General features: G+C 64.9%; 15 protein-coding genes. 4 read left to right on the forward strand and 11 right to left on the reverse strand.

The genetic code is table 11. The features are described 5' to 3' along the window. Positions 1-120 precede the first annotated feature (120 nt). Positions 121-903 (forward strand): glycosyltransferase family protein, encoded by a 783-nt coding sequence (locus AC0MRV_RS10980; RefSeq protein WP_472764513.1) that lies wholly within the window; start codon positions 121-123, stop codon positions 901-903. 102 nt (positions 904-1,005) lie between these two features. Here the strand turns inward: AC0MRV_RS10980 and AC0MRV_RS10985 are convergent, their stop codons facing one another. Beyond that, positions 1,006-2,955 (reverse strand): family 43 glycosylhydrolase, encoded by a 1,950-nt coding sequence (locus AC0MRV_RS10985; protein ID WP_472764514.1) that lies wholly within the window; start codon positions 2,953-2,955, stop codon positions 1,006-1,008. A 47-nt stretch (positions 2,956-3,002) separates the two neighbouring features. Then, positions 3,003-5,036, reverse strand: coding sequence for a S9 family peptidase (locus AC0MRV_RS10990; RefSeq protein ID WP_472764515.1), 2,034 nt, complete (start codon positions 5,034-5,036; stop codon positions 3,003-3,005). Between the two features lie 161 nt (positions 5,037-5,197). On the opposite strand from AC0MRV_RS10990, the gene gnpA reads away from it, so the two are divergent. Continuing rightward, the gene (gene gnpA / locus AC0MRV_RS10995; RefSeq protein WP_472764516.1) at positions 5,198-7,399 is read left to right on the forward strand and encodes a 1,3-beta-galactosyl-N-acetylhexosamine phosphorylase; all 2,202 of its coding nucleotides are present in this window, start codon (positions 5,198-5,200) and stop codon (positions 7,397-7,399) included. 25 nt (positions 7,400-7,424) lie between these two features. Then, a complete protein-coding gene (locus AC0MRV_RS11000) occupies positions 7,425-9,437 on the forward strand; it encodes a beta-galactosidase (protein WP_472764517.1) in 2,013 nt (670 codons plus the stop codon). Here the strand turns inward: AC0MRV_RS11000 and AC0MRV_RS11005 are convergent. Together AC0MRV_RS11005 and AC0MRV_RS11010 are read right to left on the reverse strand one after the other, a co-directional pair. Next, positions 9,420-10,418 carry an LLM class flavin-dependent oxidoreductase gene (locus tag AC0MRV_RS11005; RefSeq protein WP_472764518.1) on the reverse strand — a complete coding sequence of 333 codons (999 nt, stop codon included), beginning with the start codon at positions 10,416-10,418 and terminating at the stop codon, positions 9,420-9,422. The two genes, AC0MRV_RS11000 and AC0MRV_RS11005, sit on opposite strands and share 18 nt — an antisense overlap. A 61-nt stretch (positions 10,419-10,479) precedes the next feature. After that, positions 10,480-11,448: a mechanosensitive ion channel family protein gene (locus AC0MRV_RS11010; protein WP_472764519.1), complete on the reverse strand. Its 969-nt coding sequence runs from the start codon at positions 11,446-11,448 to the stop codon at positions 10,480-10,482. Between the two features lie 226 nt (positions 11,449-11,674). Between AC0MRV_RS11010 and AC0MRV_RS11015 the strand changes: the two genes are divergently transcribed. Continuing rightward, on the forward strand, positions 11,675-12,334 hold the full coding sequence (locus tag AC0MRV_RS11015) for a 4'-phosphopantetheinyl transferase family protein (RefSeq protein WP_472764520.1): 660 nt from the start codon (positions 11,675-11,677) through the stop codon (positions 12,332-12,334). 22 nt (positions 12,335-12,356) lie between these two features. Here the strand turns inward: AC0MRV_RS11015 and AC0MRV_RS11020 are convergent, their stop codons facing one another. The 7 genes from AC0MRV_RS11020 to AC0MRV_RS11050 form a co-directional block, all read right to left on the reverse strand. Further along, on the reverse strand, positions 12,357-12,911 hold the full coding sequence (locus tag AC0MRV_RS11020; protein WP_472764521.1) for a YcjF family protein: 555 nt from the start codon (positions 12,909-12,911) through the stop codon (positions 12,357-12,359). Further along, the gene (locus AC0MRV_RS11025) at positions 12,908-13,585 is read right to left on the reverse strand and encodes a YcjF family protein (protein ID WP_472764522.1); all 678 of its coding nucleotides are present in this window, start codon (positions 13,583-13,585) and stop codon (positions 12,908-12,910) included. Before AC0MRV_RS11025 ends, AC0MRV_RS11020 begins: the two co-directional genes overlap by 4 nt. 18 nt (positions 13,586-13,603) lie before the next feature. Beyond that, on the reverse strand, positions 13,604-14,173 hold the full coding sequence (locus AC0MRV_RS11030; protein WP_472764523.1) for a nucleotide-binding protein: 570 nt from the start codon (positions 14,171-14,173) through the stop codon (positions 13,604-13,606). Positions 14,174-14,258: 85 nt separating this feature from the next. Further along, positions 14,259-14,438: a hypothetical protein gene (locus AC0MRV_RS11035; protein WP_472764524.1), complete on the reverse strand. Its 180-nt coding sequence runs from the start codon at positions 14,436-14,438 to the stop codon at positions 14,259-14,261. Positions 14,439-14,489: 51 nt separating this feature from the next. Continuing rightward, a complete protein-coding gene (locus AC0MRV_RS11040; protein ID WP_472764525.1) occupies positions 14,490-15,002 on the reverse strand; it encodes a YcjF family protein in 513 nt (170 codons plus the stop codon). Between the two features lie 121 nt (positions 15,003-15,123). Then, complete coding sequence (locus AC0MRV_RS11045; protein WP_472764526.1) at positions 15,124-15,903, reverse strand: thioesterase II family protein; 780 nt, start codon at positions 15,901-15,903, stop codon at positions 15,124-15,126. A gap of 16 nt (positions 15,904-15,919) precedes the next feature. Further along, positions 15,920-16,150 carry an MbtH family protein gene (locus tag AC0MRV_RS11050; protein ID WP_472764527.1) on the reverse strand — a complete coding sequence of 77 codons (231 nt, stop codon included), beginning with the start codon at positions 16,148-16,150 and terminating at the stop codon, positions 15,920-15,922. Positions 16,151-16,250: the final 100 nt, after the last annotated feature.

Below are 16,250 nucleotides of genomic sequence, written 5' to 3' on the forward strand. Positions count from 1 at the left end.
CGCCGAGCAGGCTCAATGACGACAAATTCGCACCGTCCGAAACGACGGACGGCCGCGCCCGGTTGCGGCCCCACGCTTCGTCGCTTGTCCCGGTGTGGTTGGCCGCGCATCCTGTCTTGCTTGGATCCCCACCCCTCGTCCTCCGATGCCTGCCTCGTCGTCTTGACCGACCCGCTGTATCTGCCGGGCACGCGGCGCTTGCTTGAGTCTTGGGGCCGGCACCATGCGCCGATGCCGATCATTGCGCTGAGCGCGGATCCGGTGGCGCTGGAGGATCCGTTCTTGGTCACCCAATGTTGTCGACGGATTGCGATCGATCCGGCGCCCTATGCGGGCATTCGACCCTACAAAAAGCGTCATTCGCGGCGCCATGCGCAGACCTTCTTCAAGTTCGAGGCCTTCGGCGACTTCGGCTTCGCGCGCAACGTCTTTCTCGACAGTGACATCCTCTGTCGGCGGGAATCTCCGGCCTTGCTCGCGGCGGGCCCGGCGCCATTGCGGGCGGTGCGGGACAGTGGTTTCCGCAAGACCCGCGCCTACAAAGGGCATGCGGTCGAAATCAACAGTGGCGTGCTCTCGATCGGGCGTGCGCTGCAAGGCGCCGAAACGATCGCGCGCTTGCAGGGCCTCGCGCGAAACGAACCGGGGCGCGGCGGTTACAACGCCGGTGACCAAGGCATCGTGAACAAGTGGATCCACGCCGATGGCATCGAGGTCGAGCTGCTGCCGCCGGATTACAACCTGATCAAGAAGGATTACACCGACACGGCCGGACTGGAGGCGTGTCGGCTCCTGCACTTTGCCGGCCATAAACCCTGGATCGGGAGGCAACGCACCGATGGTTCGGCCGCCTCTCAGGAGGCGGTCGAGTTGCTTTGGCATGATTGGCCGGTGCAGGTGTAAGGGCCAGGCGGATACGTCAATCGAGGTCGGGGGCGTCGTGGTAAATCAACTCGAAGTCGTCGATGGCCACACAGCCGATAAGTGGAGCAGGGCCGCGCCGGATCATTTGAGACGCAGGGTGCCGTCGACCTCCTCGACCGCAAAGAAATGCTCGCGCTCCTGCCGCGGTTCGTTGGGCGAGTGCAGCGCGAGCATGAGTTGGCCGTCGAAGCGGCGGAAGAGCATGGGGTGGCCGCCGTCGGCGGTGTAGAGGGGTTCGGCTTGCTGCACCCACGGACCGGCGAGCTTGCCGCTGGTCGACTCGGCGATGCCCACGGTGTAGCCGCCGGCACCAAAGCTGGACCAGAGCATGAGCAACTTGCCTTCGGCCGTGCGATGCAGCCATGGACCGTCGGTGACGAAGCAGCCGTATTCCTCGCTCTTGATGGCCCACGGCGCGTCGCTGCCATGGAACAGGCGGAACGGTTCGCCCACGGTCGCGGAGAGGTCGGGCTTGAGCTGGATGGCATTCACGGTGCCGTCCTTGATCTGCACCCACTCGTGGCAGAAGACCATGTAGGGCACGCCGTCCTCGACCCAGAGGGTGCCATCGAGCGTCATCATGTCGGCGGGCAGGGTGGGTTGTTCGCTGAAGGGTTCGAAGGGGCCGACGGGCGAGTCGGCCACAAGAATCTGGGAGGCCCGTTTCACCCGCGGGCGCCAGTTGCGCCACTGCTCGGGGAATTCGTGCGACGAATCGAAAGTAAGGAAGAGGTAATACTTTCCCTGATACGCGTGCATCTCCGGAGCCCAGATGCCGCGGTCGGCCCACCAGTCGTCCGGCTTTTCGTAGACCACAATCGGACCGGTCCAGCGCTCGAGATCGGTGCTGCGGTAGGCCACGACCGTGGACTTGGGTTTATCGCCGCGCACCCGGTAGGATGTATACATGAGGTAGCCGCCGCTGAGCGGATCCGGGTAGATGCAGGAATCGCGGGCGCGGAGGTCGGCACGATCCCAGGTATTGACGGCGGGCGCGGTGTTGGGCGGCGGCACCCCGAAGTCGGGTGTGCCGTCCTCCCGCCACTGCACCGCTTTGACCCGGGTGTGGCGGTTGGGGTCGCGCAGTGGGTCGCCGCGCATTTCGGTGTAGTCGCGGGCGTGATACACGATGACATCGGTGACGCCGTCCTCGGCCTTGGTGAAGGTGTGGTGACCGGGGCCGTAGATCCGGTGCTCCGGCGCGGATTGGAAAACCGGGACGGGTGACTTGGTCCAGGCGGCGGGGTCCATGATGTCGGCGTCGAGGTCAGCGGTGAGCATGCCGACGCAGTATTCCGGTCCGGTGCCGGCGGCGGAGTAGGTGAGGAAGAGTTTGTCGGGCCCGCGCAGGATGACGGGTCCCTCGTTGACGGCGTAACGCACCTTTTCCCAGTCGTAGTCGGGCTGCGAGAGCATCACGGCCGGGGCGGCGAGGGTGATCGGGGTGGCGAGCGGCGCGATGTAGAGATTGGAGTTGGTGTTGGCGCCGAGGCCTTTCTGGGCCCAGAGCAGGTAGGTCGTGCCGCGGTGGGCGAACAGGGTGGCGTCGAGGGCGAAGTTGTCCCAGCCGGTGTCGACAGGGCCGAGTTCGGTCCATTCACCTTCCATCGGATCGGGGGAGCTGTTCTCGAGCACGTAGATACGCAGGTGCCAGCGGTTCTCCGCGTCGCCCGCGGCAAAGTAGACATACCATTTGCCGTTCATGCGGTGGATTTCCGGTGCCCAGATGTGGTCACCCATGGGACCGGTGTCGTGCTTGCGCCAGATGACCTTGGGGTTGGCTGTGCGGAGTCCGCCGATGGTCGACGCGTGGCGGAGCTCGAGACGGTCGTAGGCGGGCACCGTGCCCATGTAATAGTAGGAACCGTCGTCGTGGCGGTGGATGTGCGGATCGGCCCGTTGCAGGATAAGCGGATTCGGCAGCGCGTCGATGGCGGCGGCGACGGCCGGATCGGGTGTGGCCGCGGTGGCCACGAGACTCAGGCCGGAGGCGAGGAGGAAAAGAAAACGACGACAAACAGAGGGCATCATAAATGGGTTGATTGGGTAGGGGGCGGTCGCGGGTGATGGCGAAGCGACTACGGGGCGGGGTTAAAGGGCACGCCGGGGCCCAGGTGCTTTTCAAGGAAGGCCACAATGGTTTCAAAGGCGACCAGCCGTTCGCCTTCGTCATTGAAACCGTGGCCGGTTTTTTTGAGCCACAGCATCTCGGGTTCACGGCGAACTTTTTTGAGCGCGTCGAGCATGGCCCGGGCCTGGCGGGGCGGGACGGTGCGATCCTCGCGGCCCTGGATGAGCAGGACGGGGGCTTTGATGTCGGCGGCGAAGTTGACGGGGGAGATGGCGCGGAAGAACTCGGGCTCCTCCTCCGGGTCGCCGATCCGTTCGACCCAGTTGCGGCGGGCGGCGGCCATGTCGCGGTCCTTGTCGACGCGGGCAAAGATCTGTTCCCAGTCGGTCACGGCGAAGAGCGAGATTCCGCAACGGTAGAGGTCGGGCGACTTGCCGAGCCCGAACAGCGCGGAGTAGCCACCGTAGCTGCCGCCGGCGATGGCGATGCGCGCGGGGTCGGCGAGCTTGGCTTTGATGGCCCAGCGGGTGGCGTCCTCGATGTCGTCCTGGATACCGCGACCGACGTTCTTTTTGCCGAGGATTTGGAAGGCGGAGCCGTAGCCTTTGGACCCGCGGTAGTTCATCTGCAAGACCGCGTAACCGCGGCTGGCGATGAGTTGAACGAGGGGATTGAAGCCCCAGATGTCGCGCACCCAGGGGCCACCGTGGGGCATGACCACGAGCGGCAGGTTTTTGGGTTCGTGTCCGGCCGGCAGGGTGAGGTAGCCGTGAATCTTGGTCCCATCGCGCGCCTCGTAGTGCATGGCCATGGTGGGCGCCATGGTGGCGGGATCGATCCAGTCCATGCGTGCGCCGAGCGGTTTGAAACTGCGGGCCTGACGATCAAGCAAGTGGTAGGAACCGGGATCGCGGTCGGAATAGGAAAAAAACAACAGGCGCTGGTCGTCGCTGGACTGGTTGACGAGCAGGTTGAGCCGCCCGGGCAGGGCGCGGTCGACGGCGGCTTGAATGGTGGCGTATTCGGGCGACAGCCACTTCACGCGGGGAAACTCGGCGGTGTAGGCGATGCCGAGCAGAGTCTGACGACTTTGCGAAAAAATCGGGCGCGTGAGATCAATGCCCGCGTAGAAGGCGTGGGAACTGTTGCCGGCGACGTCGTAGACCGGGTCGGAAAGCAGGGGCGTGTCGCCAAGGGCACCATCGGCGAGGTCATAGGTGAAGATGCTGAATCGATCCTGATCATTGAACCCGACCACGTAGAGGGTGGTGTTGTTGGGATCGAAGGCGTAGGGACTGAGCTTTTCGTGACCGCGAATCGGGAAGGGCAGGCGGCGCCATTCGGCCTCGGCGTTGTCGCGATAAATCACCCCGCCGTCGTCTTCGTCACGGAAGACGCCGAGGCGAATGACGCCCTCGTGATCGCTGATCCAATCGATCACGTTGCCCGGATTTTCCAGCACGGTCTTGGAGAGTCCGGTGCGGGTGTCGACTTCCAGCACGGTGGGGTGTCGGCGGACGGAGCCGCGGCCATCGTTGCGGTCGAGGACGAGCATCCGCTCCGAGCCATCGCGGAAGATGTGGACCGGTTCAACGGCGAGGGTGCCGTGGCGCGCGTAGGGATCGAATTCGTAGCCGGTGAGACCACGCCAGTCCTTGCCGTCCCGGTCGACCGCGGCGGTGCCGATGACGCGATCCCAGACGGTGGTGGTGAGCACGAGGCGGTCGTTGCCCGCCCACTCGAATTTGCCGACCTCCTTGGGCATGGGGGAACCGTTCCAAGGAATGGTGCCGATCTGGAAGCGCGTGATCTGGTCGGTGTTCAGGTTCAGCACGCAGAGGTGGAGGCGGCCGCCGTAGTCGCGGATGAAGGCGAGGGATTCGCCGTCAGGGGAAAGGCGGGCTTGGCTGATGATCGGCGTGCGGGCGAAGTCGGCGACGGGCGGCCTTTCGGCGGCAATAAGGCGGACCGTCGGTGGGGTCAGCCAGAGCAAGGCGAGGAGGGGCAGGAGGGTTCGGACGGGGCGGGGTCGGGCGGTCATGGGCGGGGCGCCGGCAGTGGACGGGAGCGATCTGGCGCGAGGCAATGGGCGCGGAGTCGCACGGTCCGATTTTTGGAGTCTTTGCCGGTTGAGGGGGAAGATGCGCTATGGTTTTCCCCTTTGGTCCGCTGCGGCGGACCGACACCCCGCTCCCTTTTCCCATGTCCGACCTTTCCCAGACCCACGGCGACTTCACCCTGCCCGGTGAAGCCGGCTACGAAAAACTGACCCTCGATCTCGCCGCCAAATGGGGCGCGGACACCATCCGCGATTCCGACGGCACCCAGCTCTCGCCGGAGATTCTCGAGTCCGGCCATGCGATCTATTCGACCCTGTGCCTGGTGCGCTCGGTGCAGCCCTGGGCGCGCACCCACCAGAATCAGTTGCAGCAAAATTTTCTCATGTCGCTGCCGCAGATCGCGACGCGGACAAAGCTCACGATCACTCTGTTGGAAGGGTATTACACCGAGCAGTTCGTGTTGAACGTCTCCGACAGCCCCAAGCGCTGGTGGCAGGTCTTTGACCGCACCACCGGCGCGGAGGTGCCCAAGCGTCATTGGACGGTGAATACAAAGCGCGGCACAGTGACCATCGACGGCGCCGAGCCGGGGCACACCTACACGGTGAACTTCCTCGCCTTTCGCATCTGGGAGGAGATTTCGATGTATAATCACCTCACCAACAACTGGGGTGACCGCGAGCACCTGGCGGCGGTCGATCCGATGCAGCCGGCGGTGCAGAAGGTGATCCTCAAGTTTCTCGACGGCTGGCTCCGCGATCATCCGGCCACCTCGGTCGTGCGCCTCACCTCGATGTTCTACAACTTCTCGTGGTTTTGGGGCAGCGATCATCAGAAGTTGCGGGATCGCTACTCCGACTGGGGCGATTACGCGATGACGGTGAGCCCGCGGGCACTGAAGCTCTTCGAAAAGCGTTATGGCTACGCGCTCACGTCCGAGGACTTTGTGCAGGGTGGTTGCTACAACTCGACGCACAACCCGCCCACCGCGCGCTACCGCGATTACATGGATTTCATCCATGACTTCGTGATCTCTTTCGGCCGCGAGTGCATTCGTCGGATCCAAGCCGCGGGCAAGAGAGCCTACGTGTTCTATGACGATCACTGGATCGGCGTGGAACCGAGCAGCGAGCGTTTTCCGGAGTTCGGTTTCGATGGCCTGATCAAGTGCGTCTTCAACGCCTTTGAGGTGCGGCTGTGCGCCCACGCCAAGGGCAACTGCACCCGCGAGCTGCGGCTGCATCCCTACCTGTTTCCCACCGGCCTGAAGGGGGAGCCCACCTTTGCCCCCGGCGGCAACCCGACGCTCGACGCCAAGAATTTCTGGATCGATGCGCGCCGCGGCATCCTGCGCGCGCCGATCGATCGCATCGGCCTCGGCGGCTACCTCTCGCTGGTGGAGCCCTTCCCGGATTTTCAGGATTACATTGCCAAGGTCGCGCAGGAGTTCCGTCACCTCAAGAGCCTGCACGCTGGCGGCAAACCGTGGACGGCGCCCTTCAAGGTCGGCGTGCTGACCGCCTGGGGGGATCTGCGCGCCTGGACCTGTTCGGGTCACTTCATCAAGGGGATGGAGCTTTACGACGTAATCGAAGCGCTGTCCGGTCTGCCGGTGGAGGTGGAGTTCCTGTGCCTCGCCGAGATCGCGGAGAACGGGGTGCCGCGTGGGATCAAAACCATCATCAACTGTGGTGCGGCCGGCACGGCCTGGAGCGGGGGCGAACACTGGGCCGACCCCGCGGTCGAGGCCAACCTGACGGCCTTCGTGCAAAAGGGCGGTGGTTTTATTGGCATCGGTGAACCGTCCGCCTTGCCCCAGCCCGGTCGGACCTTCCGCATGGCGGGCGTGCTGGGGGTGGACCGCGACAGCGGCGATCGTCTGGTCAACGGCAAATACAAGTTCGACGCCCCGGCGAACGGGCTGGGCGAGCACTTCATCACCCGCGACTGCACCGCCGCCCCGGTGGTCGGTGAAAAGGTGCACGGGCTTTACGTGCTCGACGGCGACACGACCGTGCTCGCCGCGCGGGGAGCCGAGCCGGGGTTGACCGTGCGCGATTCCGGCAAGGGGCGCAGCGTTTATGCGGCCGGAATGACGTTCACGCCGGAGAACACGCGTCTGCTGCACCGGGCGCTGTATTGGAGTGCTGGTTACGAGGCCAAGTGGTCGGATTGGAACACGAGCAACGTCCGCACCGAGTGCGCGTGGTTCGCCAAAGCCAAGCAGCTCGTCATCATCAACAACGATGGTGAAGCGCAGACCACCAGCGTGCGACCCGCCGGAGCGAAGAAGCCGGTTACGGTCGATCTCGAGCCCCATGGCATCGCGGTCGTGAAACTCTGAGGGGCACGTGGTTCCCTTTTCTGCGATGAACAAGCTTTACCACGGCGTTTGCTATTATCCGGACCTTTGGCCGGAGGAGGACATCGATCGCGACATCGCGGAGATGCAGAAGCTCGGTTTGAACATGATCCGCATGGGCGAGGCGGTGTGGTCGCGCCTCGAGCCCAACGAGGGCGAGGTGTCGTTCGATTTTTACCTCATGGTGATGGATCGGCTGCACGCCGCGGGCATCGATGTGGTGTGGTGCACGCCGACGCCGTGTCCGCCGGTGTGGCTCACCCATGGCCATCCGGAACGCTGTTTCGTTGATGGCGAAGGTCGCGTCATGAACCACGGCGCACGGCAGCACGTGTCGTATGCGCATCCGTATGTGTTCGACGCCTGTGTGCGGATCGCGCGGCAGAGTGGCGAAGCGCTGGGCCAACATCCGGCGCTGGTTGGTTTTCAGGTCGACAACGAACTCTGCTGCCACACGGCGGAGGACTTCAATCCGCACGCCATCGCCGGTTGGCACGCGTGGCTGGAGCGCCGCTACGGTGGCGACATCGAGCGGCTCAACGCGGCCTGGTGCACGGCGCTCTTCAGCGAACGTTACCAGCGTTTCGACCAGGTGCCGGCGCCGGTGCGCACCCCCTTTCTGCACAACGCGTCGCTCAGCACGGCATGGCGGCTCTATTCGCGGGAGCGCATCGCGCAGTTCATGGACGCGCAGGTGGCGGCATTGCGGGAGCACACCGACCGTCCGATCACGCACAACTTTGGTCTCGGATTCCCGGCGGGCTTTGAGCGCATGTGCGAGCAGTTGGATTTTGCCTCGGTGGATGACTATCCGCCCTTCGATCGCTGGACCGATCTTATTCTCGACCACGACATGTATCGCCCGGCGAAGCCTGGCCGCGCGCACTGGCTGATGGAAACGAGCGTGGCTCACAACGGCTGGTTCGGCGCCCATGAGACGGTGCACCCACCGGGCTTTCTCGCGGCGGAGGTGGCGGTGTCCTACGCGCTCGGCGCGCAGACCGTGTGTTACTGGCTTTGGCGGCAACAGCGGGCGGGGTGCGAGCTGCCGCACAGTGCGATTTTCAGCGCCTGGAATACGCCCAGCATCGGTTACCCCGAAGTGGTGAAGGCGGATCAGGCCCGGCAAGAGTTGGAGCCGCTGATTCTGCGCACGCAGCCCGCTCCGGCGGAAGTTGGGCTGACCTGGAGTGACCGTGGCCGCGTCATGCTCGATGTGGAACCGCTTGGGGCCAATCGGGAGCGACACACGGTCGACTACGTGGCGACGATCAAACAATGGCACCGGCTGCTCTGCGACAGCGGCGCGCACCGCGACGTGTTGTTCGAAGGTGCGCCCATTCCGCCCACCATGAAAGTGTTGTTCACGCCGGTGATGGCCTGCGTGGACGAGGCCTTCCTCGCGAAGGTGACGGCCTGGGTTGAAGCGGGTGGCACGTGGGTGGCGGGACCGCTCACCGGCACCCGCACGGCCGAGCACAACGCCAACATCGATGCCGGGCTCGGCGCCGCGTTGGAAAGGTTGGCCGGCGTGCGCACGGTGTATGCCTATCCCATCACGGATACGGGCGTGACCTCGAAGATCGATGGGGTTGCGGAGCCGGTTCCCTTGATCGGCTGGTGCAGTGCCTTGGAACCGATTGGTGATCAGACGCAGGTGCACGGTCGTCTGGTTTGCGACGGCGTGGCGGATGGTTTGGCCTGGTGGACGGAGCGAGCAGTCGGCGCGGGCCGCGTGATCATGCTGACCACGGAGGTCGCTCCGGATGCGGCCGATGCGGTGCTTGGCACCATCATCGCGCATGCCTATGCGGCGGCGGGGGTGCAGCCGGCGCCGGTTTCCGCCGGCACGATGGTGGCGCCGCGCGTGGAGGCGGACGGCCGTGAGCATTGGATTGTCGTCAACCTGGACGGCAAAGGTGGTGTGGTGCGCTTGCCCTCCGGCGAGGTCGCGGTTGAGCGCTATGGCTGGACGGTGATTCAGCCGGGTGACGCTTGCGCGTTACGCGGGCAGGGGTGAAGCGGCCATGGTTTCGGCGATGAGTTGGTAGGAGCGCAGCCGCAGGGCGTGGTCGAAGACGTCGCTGACGATGATGAGTTCGTCGGCGCCGGTTTCGTCGATCAGTGCGGCGATGCCGTCGCGCACCTGCGCGGGTGTGCCGATGATGGAGCGGGCCATCATTTGCCGGGCGTGGCTTCTTACGGGTTCGGACCAATACGTCTCAATGTCATCGATGGGCGCTTGGCTGAGCGTGGGCGTGCCGAGCAGCAGGTTGGTGAACGACATCTGTTGGGTGGTGTGCAGGCGGCGCGCCTCGGCCTCGGTCGGAGCGGCGATGATGTTCACCCCCACCATGGCGTAGGGGCGATCGAGTTGGCCGGAGGCTTGGAAGCGCCGCCGATAGGTTTCCAACGCGGGCAACAAGTCGCCGGGCGCGAAGTGGGAGGCAAAGGCGTAGGGCAGACCGAGCTCACCGGCGAGTGCGGCGCCGTAAAGACTCGAGCCGAGAATCCACAGCGGCACGTCGGTGCCGGCGGCGGGCACGGCCTGCAGTGGCGACTCGGCGGAGGCCGCCGCGAAGTAGTGCTGCAGTGCGCGAATATCGCGGGGGAAGGACTCAACCGCGCCGGGACGTCGGCCGAGAGCGCGCATGGTTTCCTGATCGGTGCCGGGGGCGCGGCCGAGGCCGAGGTCGATGCGATCGGGAAACAGTCGGGCGAGGGTGCCGAACTGTTCAGCGATGACCAACGGGGCGTGGTTGGGCAGCATGATGCCACCGGCGCCGACGCGAATACGTTCCGAGCCGGCGGCGATGTGGCCAATGACGACGGCGGTGGCCGCGCTGGCGATGCCGGGAAAGTTGTGGTGTTCGGCGACCCAAAAACGTTCGTAGCCCCACTGCTCGGCGTGGTGGGCGAGATCGCGGGCCTGGTCGAGCGCGGCGCGGGCGTCACTGCCTTCGCGCACGCGGACCAGATCGAGGATCGATAGTTTGACCATGCCCTCAACCAGTTCAGTCGAGCGCGGAAATCAACTCGGGGTGGGCGCGGCGTGGTTTGGGCTAGGAGTCGGCGGTCGCATCCGCGAAAACCGGCGACAGGTTGTCGGTGAGCGTGTCGCCGCCGCGGGCGTTGAAATCGAGCGTGCGGATCGGGAAGGGGATGAGGATGTCGTGGTCGTCGAAGGCGGACTTGATCGCCTTGATGCCGGCATCGATGGCGTTGAAGTAACCGGCCTCGCCGTCCGGGTAGTCGATCCAGTAGCGCACAGTGAAGTTGATTGAGCTGTCGCCGAACTCGAGCGCGTAGACGTCGATGCCCTTTTCCGCCTTGCGGAAGTCGAGCGTCTCGATCGCTTCCCGCAGGATGTCAGTCACCTCCTTCAGGTCCTCGCCGTAGGAGACGCCGACCGCGAGATCGATCCGCCGTTCGCCGGATTTGGAGTAGTTGATGAGGACGTTTTTGAAGACCTCTTTATTGGGGATGTAGATGATCTGCCCGGAGAAGTTGCGGATGATCGTGTTGCGCAGGTTGAGCTTCTGGATGAAGCCGAACTGACCGTTGGACTCGATCAGGTTGCCCGGCTCAAAGGGTTTGCGAATGCCCATGAGCAGGCCGGCGAGCAGGTTTTCGGCGAGGTCCTGAAACGCGAAACCCAGAGCCAGACCGATGATGCCGGCACCGGCGAGCAGGGACACGACGGCCTTTTGCAGACCAACCAATTCCAGCGCGGCGAAGAACCCGATGAGCACCACGGCGATGCGCGCGAGGGTGGAGAACAGACTGGCAACGGCTCCGGAATCGAAGGCGCGGTTAAAAACCTTGTTGGCGGTGCGGGCCACCACGGCGCCGACGGCGTAGGTGACCGTCATGATGATCGCCGCGATCAGCAGGTTGGGCAGCAGCGCGACGCCGGTGTCGAACCAGGAGACGAATTTCTCCTGCAAGATGGTGAAGGTGCGATCGAGCGTGATGGGCTCGATCTGGGTGCTGAGGGCGGCGGCGGATTCAGTTTCGGCGGGAGCGGGCATGGCTGGAGGACGTGCGACGGTGCATCCGCAGCACAAAGCGCGTTGACCGGTCGGAACGAAAACGGTTCTCGCTGCACCCGGCGGGCGATTGACGCTTGCGGGCCGAGGGCGGCCCAGCGCAGCGTCGCCGCCGTTGATGGACGCTCTGTTGTCATGGCCGCCACGATCCGCGCCACCGCCATTGTCGGCGGACGAAGTTCACGTGTGGCGGGTTCATGTGCCCGCCGTGCGAGCGGTGCTCGCGGACTGGCGTGCTTGGTTGAACGCGGACGAGCAGGCGCGGGTGGATCGCAAGCGTAGAGAGCCGGACCGTGAGCGGGAGCTGGCGAGTCGGGGAGCGGTGCGGGGCTTGCTTGCAGCTTACGTGGAGCGTTCCCCGGCAGGGCTTGCCTTTGCCACCGAGGCGCGCGGCAAACCGGTGCTGGCCAGTGGTGACGAAACGCCGCGGTGGGAGTTCAATGCGTCACATTCCGGCGACTGGGTGTTGGTCGGCATCGGGCGCGGACATGCGCTCGGCGTCGATGTGGAGCAACAGCGCGAGATCGAGAGTGATGAACTGGTGCAGGGCTTTTTCACGCCGGATGAAAAGGCCCAGTGGGCGGAGGTCCCGGCGGGGGATCGGGAGACGGTGTTTTTTGCGACGTGGACGCGAAAAGAGGCCTACCTCAAAGCGTTGGGGGTGGGCCTCATGAAACCTTTGGACAGCTTTGCGGTGCAGGTCTCGCCGGAGCGGGCGCCCGCCCTGCTGTGGTGCGCCGAGGATGCGGCGGCGGCGGCGAACTGGCGGTTGTGGGACGTGGCGCCGGAAACGGGTTACGCGGCCACGGTGGTGACCCGAAGTGAAGTGCGGCGTGTGAGAACCTTTACCCTCGCCCCGTCGTCGTAGTGGTATCCTACGGTCGGATACGTCAGCCCGGGCTGACGCTCCGGGCGGCGGGCGGGAGGCCGAGCTTGCGCCGCAGTTCGTGCCGGAAGTCGGTCCAGTTAAAATTGTGGTAGTCGCCGCCCTGTTCGTAGTGCCGGATAAAGGCGTTGCCGAGAATGTAGGTGTAACCCGCGACCAAGGCGGGGCCCGTGAAGAGGCGCAGCGGCAGCGCAATGAGGGGCAGTGCCGTGTTCACGAAGTTACGCAAGGCGCCGGTGATGGGGTTGGCTGAGAGCAGGAAGTTGAAGACCCCGCCGGCGGTGGCGAGCAACATGGCCTGCGCGATGTTCTGCGCGAAGGGCACGTTGTAGTGACGGGACAGGTCGGCGAGCATCTTGAGCTGAACGCCGGTGACCGCCATGCTGTCGGCGATGGGAATCGGGGTGAAGGAGGCGGCGGCACTCATGGCGGTGTATTCCCGCACGATGCCGCGGGCGCGTTGGGAAACGGCGGCGGTGATGGCGCGGGGCGCGTGCTTGAGATCGACCTCTTCTTCCAGGAGCTCGACCGGAGACTCGACGTCGGGGGCGTTGTTCACGAGGACGCTTTGCCCAGGACACGCCGGCCCTCGGCGGCGAGATCGTTGAAGTGCTGCTTCATGGCGGCGGCGTCGAAATCGAGCAAGGTGCCGCCGGATTCGAAATGATCACGGAAGACGTGGCCCACGGCATAGGTGAGTGCGGCGGAGGTGACGGGCAGGGCACTCATACCGATGAGGGAACCCGCGCCGGGCAGGGCCTTGGCGAGACTGCCGAGCATGCCGGCGGCGAGGGAGTAGGAGCCGGCCCCGCCGAGCAAGGCCAGCGTGACGGCTTGGGCGCGGTGGCGGGAGAAGGGCACGTCGTAGATCGCGGAAAGCGAGGCGATGAGCTTGAGCTGCACGCCGGTGACGGAGGCGACATCCAGCAGGGGCACCGGAATGAGTCCTGCCCCGAGGGCGTAGGAAAGGTGGCGGTTGATGGCCTCCGTGGCGGCTTCGGATCGCGACGGAGCGGCCGACGAGCTGCTGGTCGTGGATGCGACGGGTGGCGGCGGCGCGGTCTTGCGTGGCGAAGCGACGGCGGCGGGTGGAGTGGCGGCGGCCTTACGTGGGGCGCGCTTGCGGGGGGCGGGTTTGGCTTTTGCCGGGGGCACGGTTTTGGCCGCGGTGGGCGTGGGGTGGTCGTCCAAGGATTGGCTCAACTTGGCCAGCAGTTTGTCACTCTTCTTCATGGCGGCAGGGGTGGGGCATCATTTTTTCAACGCGGCGATTTCCAGCGCGGCTTGGAGCAATTCCTCGCGGCTGGCGGCGTCGAGGGCGGTCCAACCCATCAGTGCCGCATGTTGGAAGGATTGGCGACGACCGATTCGCACCTGGAGCGCGGGCAACCCGATACGATCGATCAAGGTGTCGAGGCTGCGTGCGAGCACAGTGCGGTGCTGGACTTGGTTGAACAAGATCCGGGCGGGGCGGCCGGCGGGCAGGTGCTGTTGGATGACACCGACGGTGTTCTTCGACGTCCAGAGGTCGGCCGGCGAAGGTGAGCTGACCAACAAGGCGACATCGGCGCGGGCCAGCGACCGGTGCAGTTGCGGGGAGTCGAGCCGCGGCGGGGTGTCGATGATGAGGTGAGGATGCTCCTCACCGGGGCGAGCGAGGGGCACGTCGCCCGTTTCCTGCAGCCACTGGGTGGCGGTGCCCTGCGGGTCCTCGTCCAACAATGCCACCGGGAATCCGGCCTTGGCCAGTGCGGTGGCCAGGAGCACGGACAAGGTGGTCTTGCCGGCGCCGCCTTTGCCGTTGCAGACGGTGATGATCATGAGATGCGGGGGGCGGGGAAAGCGGGGGGAACGGGCACAAAAAAACTCCCAAGGGAAGCCTTGGGAGTTTCGAAAGTGGTTGGTTTCAGGCGCTGGTGGCTTCGGCGATCGGGCGCTTGTCGGAAGCGAAGACGATCACGAGACCGATGAGCGGCGTGAAGATCAGGGAGCAGAACATGTAGCCCCAGAAGCCGAACTTACGATCTTTGCCGATGTAGCCGACGATCGCGCTGAGAACGAGGAGGGAGATGAGGGTGAGCAGCATGATGTGGTATGACGGTTGATTTGTTTAGACGGGCGAGTGAGTGAATGGCGGTCAGATGTCCAGCGTGGAGCTGATCTTGGAGTCGACCTTTTTAGCAGTCGATTTGAGGTCGTCCATCCCTTCTTTGAGGGCATCGGAAAACTGTTGCTTGGCCGCCATGCTGTCGAAGTTGAGGAAGGTGCCACCGGACTCGAAGTGCTGGATGAACACCTTGCCGACCGCAAAGGTCGCGGCACCGCCGATGACCGGCAGGGTGCCGGCACCGAGCCAGGTGCCCAAGCCGGGAATGGATTTCACCAAGCTGCCGAGGGTGCCCAAGGCCAGGGTGGTGGAGCCGGCTCCGCCCAAGAGGGACAGCAGGATGGACTTGCCGCGGTTTTCGGAGAACTTGATCCCGTAGGCGGCGGAGATTTCAGCGATCATCTTCAACTGCACACCGGTCAGCGCGGCCACATCGACCAACGGGACGGGAACGAAGCCCGCGCCCATCGACCACGGGACGTATTTGTTGACGATCTCCTGAGCCTCAGCCTTCGGGCTGGCGATAGTAGTTTCCGTGGACATGCGTATAAGGGGGTAGAACTGCAGATCTGCCTTTGGTTCCGAGGCTCGTGAGCACGGTCGATCGACTCAAGATAAAAGTCAAACGGTCGGCGGAATGTGACATCGCTGAAACCGCGAGGGTTCAGGGGGTTAGCCACCCCATGCGATATCCCAAGAACCTATCAATGCAGCGGGTGACCGGGACGACCTGACTGGCGGTGAAAAAGTGGTCGCCGGGGAAGAAGGCGACCTCGCAGGTGGCGGAGGTGTGTTTTTGCCAAGCTTCGACCTGCGCGATGGACACGCGATTGTCCTGTTGGCCACCGAGCGCCAGCACCGGCATGTCAAGCAGCTGAAGTCGGGTTTGATGGCGGTAGGTCTCGAAGACCGTGAGGTCGGCGCGCAGGGCGGGGAGAAACAGTTCGAGAAACTCGGGGTTCTCCATGATGGCGGCGGGGATGCCTTGGTAGCGCTCGTGCACCTCGCGGGCGAAGTCGGCGTCCGGGAGGGGGTGGAGGTCCGGTTCGGTCCGGGGGCAATGCGGGGCGCGGGAACCGGACACGATGAGGGCGGCCGGACCCGGATGGCCGTTATCGCGGAGGCGATGGGCGACCTCGTAGGCGATCCAGCCACCCAGACTGTGTCCCCCGAGCACGTAGGGGTCCTGGGTGTGCGGACCGATCACGGCAACGATGGCGTCCGCCAGTGCCTCCATGCGGGTGAAGCAGGTTTCACCGAGGCGGCTTTCGCGGCCGGGGAGGCGCACCCCGACCATTTCAATCCGCGGAGCGAGGGCTCGGGCCCAGCTGTGCCAAGCGGCGGCGCCACCGCCGGCGAAGGGGAAGCCCCAATAGCGCAGGGCGGCGTGTGGCTCCGGTCGCGGGCAACTCAGCCAGGGACTGGCGGGAAGGGGCGTCAGCATGCCGTGAAGGCCGGCGTCAGTTGGCTTCGGCGGTGCCGGCGGCTTCGGCCATGCGTTTGCGCAGGCTGAGGGGGCGCATGTCGGTCCACACCTCGTTGATGTAGGCCAGGCATTCCTCCCGGGTGCCTTCTTTGCCGGCATCTTTCCAGCCGGGCGCGTTCTCGCGGTAGGACGGCCAGATGGAGTATTGCTCCTCGTGGTTGACGACGACCTTGAAGCGTTCGGGGGTGGATTCGGCAGTGCTCATCGGCAAAGGGGACAGGGCGGCGGATGCAGCGCAAAGTCAACGCGGCCGCGCGGGCCGGTGGCCAGCGGAAAGTGGGCGTGCCATAGGTCTCCTTGACATC

Origin of the sequence: Actomonas spartinae (assembly GCF_051209155.1) — a bacterium.
Lineage (GTDB): Bacteria > Verrucomicrobiota > Verrucomicrobiia > Opitutales > Opitutaceae > Actomonas.

What these genes read in the sequence shown, in the direction of transcription:
- AC0MRV_RS11000 (WP_472764517.1), top strand. Translation starts at nt 7,425, where the DNA reads ATGAACAAGCTTTACCACGGCGTTTGCTATTATCCGGACCTTTGGCCG.
- AC0MRV_RS11035 (WP_472764524.1), bottom strand. Translation starts at nt 14,438, where the DNA reads ATGCTGCTCACCCTCATCTCCCTCCTCGTTCTCAGCGCGATCGTCGGC.
- gnpA (WP_472764516.1), top strand. Translation starts at nt 5,198, where the DNA reads ATGTCCGACCTTTCCCAGACCCACGGCGACTTCACCCTGCCCGGTGAA.
- AC0MRV_RS10985 (WP_472764514.1), bottom strand. Translation starts at nt 2,955, where the DNA reads ATGATGCCCTCTGTTTGTCGTCGTTTTCTTTTCCTCCTCGCCTCCGGC.
- AC0MRV_RS11050 (WP_472764527.1), bottom strand. Translation starts at nt 16,150, where the DNA reads ATGAGCACTGCCGAATCCACCCCCGAACGCTTCAAGGTCGTCGTCAAC.
- AC0MRV_RS11045 (WP_472764526.1), bottom strand. Translation starts at nt 15,903, where the DNA reads ATGCTGACGCCCCTTCCCGCCAGTCCCTGGCTGAGTTGCCCGCGACCG.
- AC0MRV_RS11005 (WP_472764518.1), bottom strand. Translation starts at nt 10,418, where the DNA reads ATGGTCAAACTATCGATCCTCGATCTGGTCCGCGTGCGCGAAGGCAGT.
- AC0MRV_RS11010 (WP_472764519.1), bottom strand. Translation starts at nt 11,448, where the DNA reads ATGCCCGCTCCCGCCGAAACTGAATCCGCCGCCGCCCTCAGCACCCAG.
- AC0MRV_RS10990 (WP_472764515.1), bottom strand. Translation starts at nt 5,036, where the DNA reads ATGACCGCCCGACCCCGCCCCGTCCGAACCCTCCTGCCCCTCCTCGCC.
- AC0MRV_RS11040 (WP_472764525.1), bottom strand. Translation starts at nt 15,002, where the DNA reads ATGTCCACGGAAACTACTATCGCCAGCCCGAAGGCTGAGGCTCAGGAG.
- AC0MRV_RS11025 (WP_472764522.1), bottom strand. Translation starts at nt 13,585, where the DNA reads ATGAAGAAGAGTGACAAACTGCTGGCCAAGTTGAGCCAATCCTTGGAC.
- AC0MRV_RS11030 (WP_472764523.1), bottom strand. Translation starts at nt 14,173, where the DNA reads ATGATCATCACCGTCTGCAACGGCAAAGGCGGCGCCGGCAAGACCACC.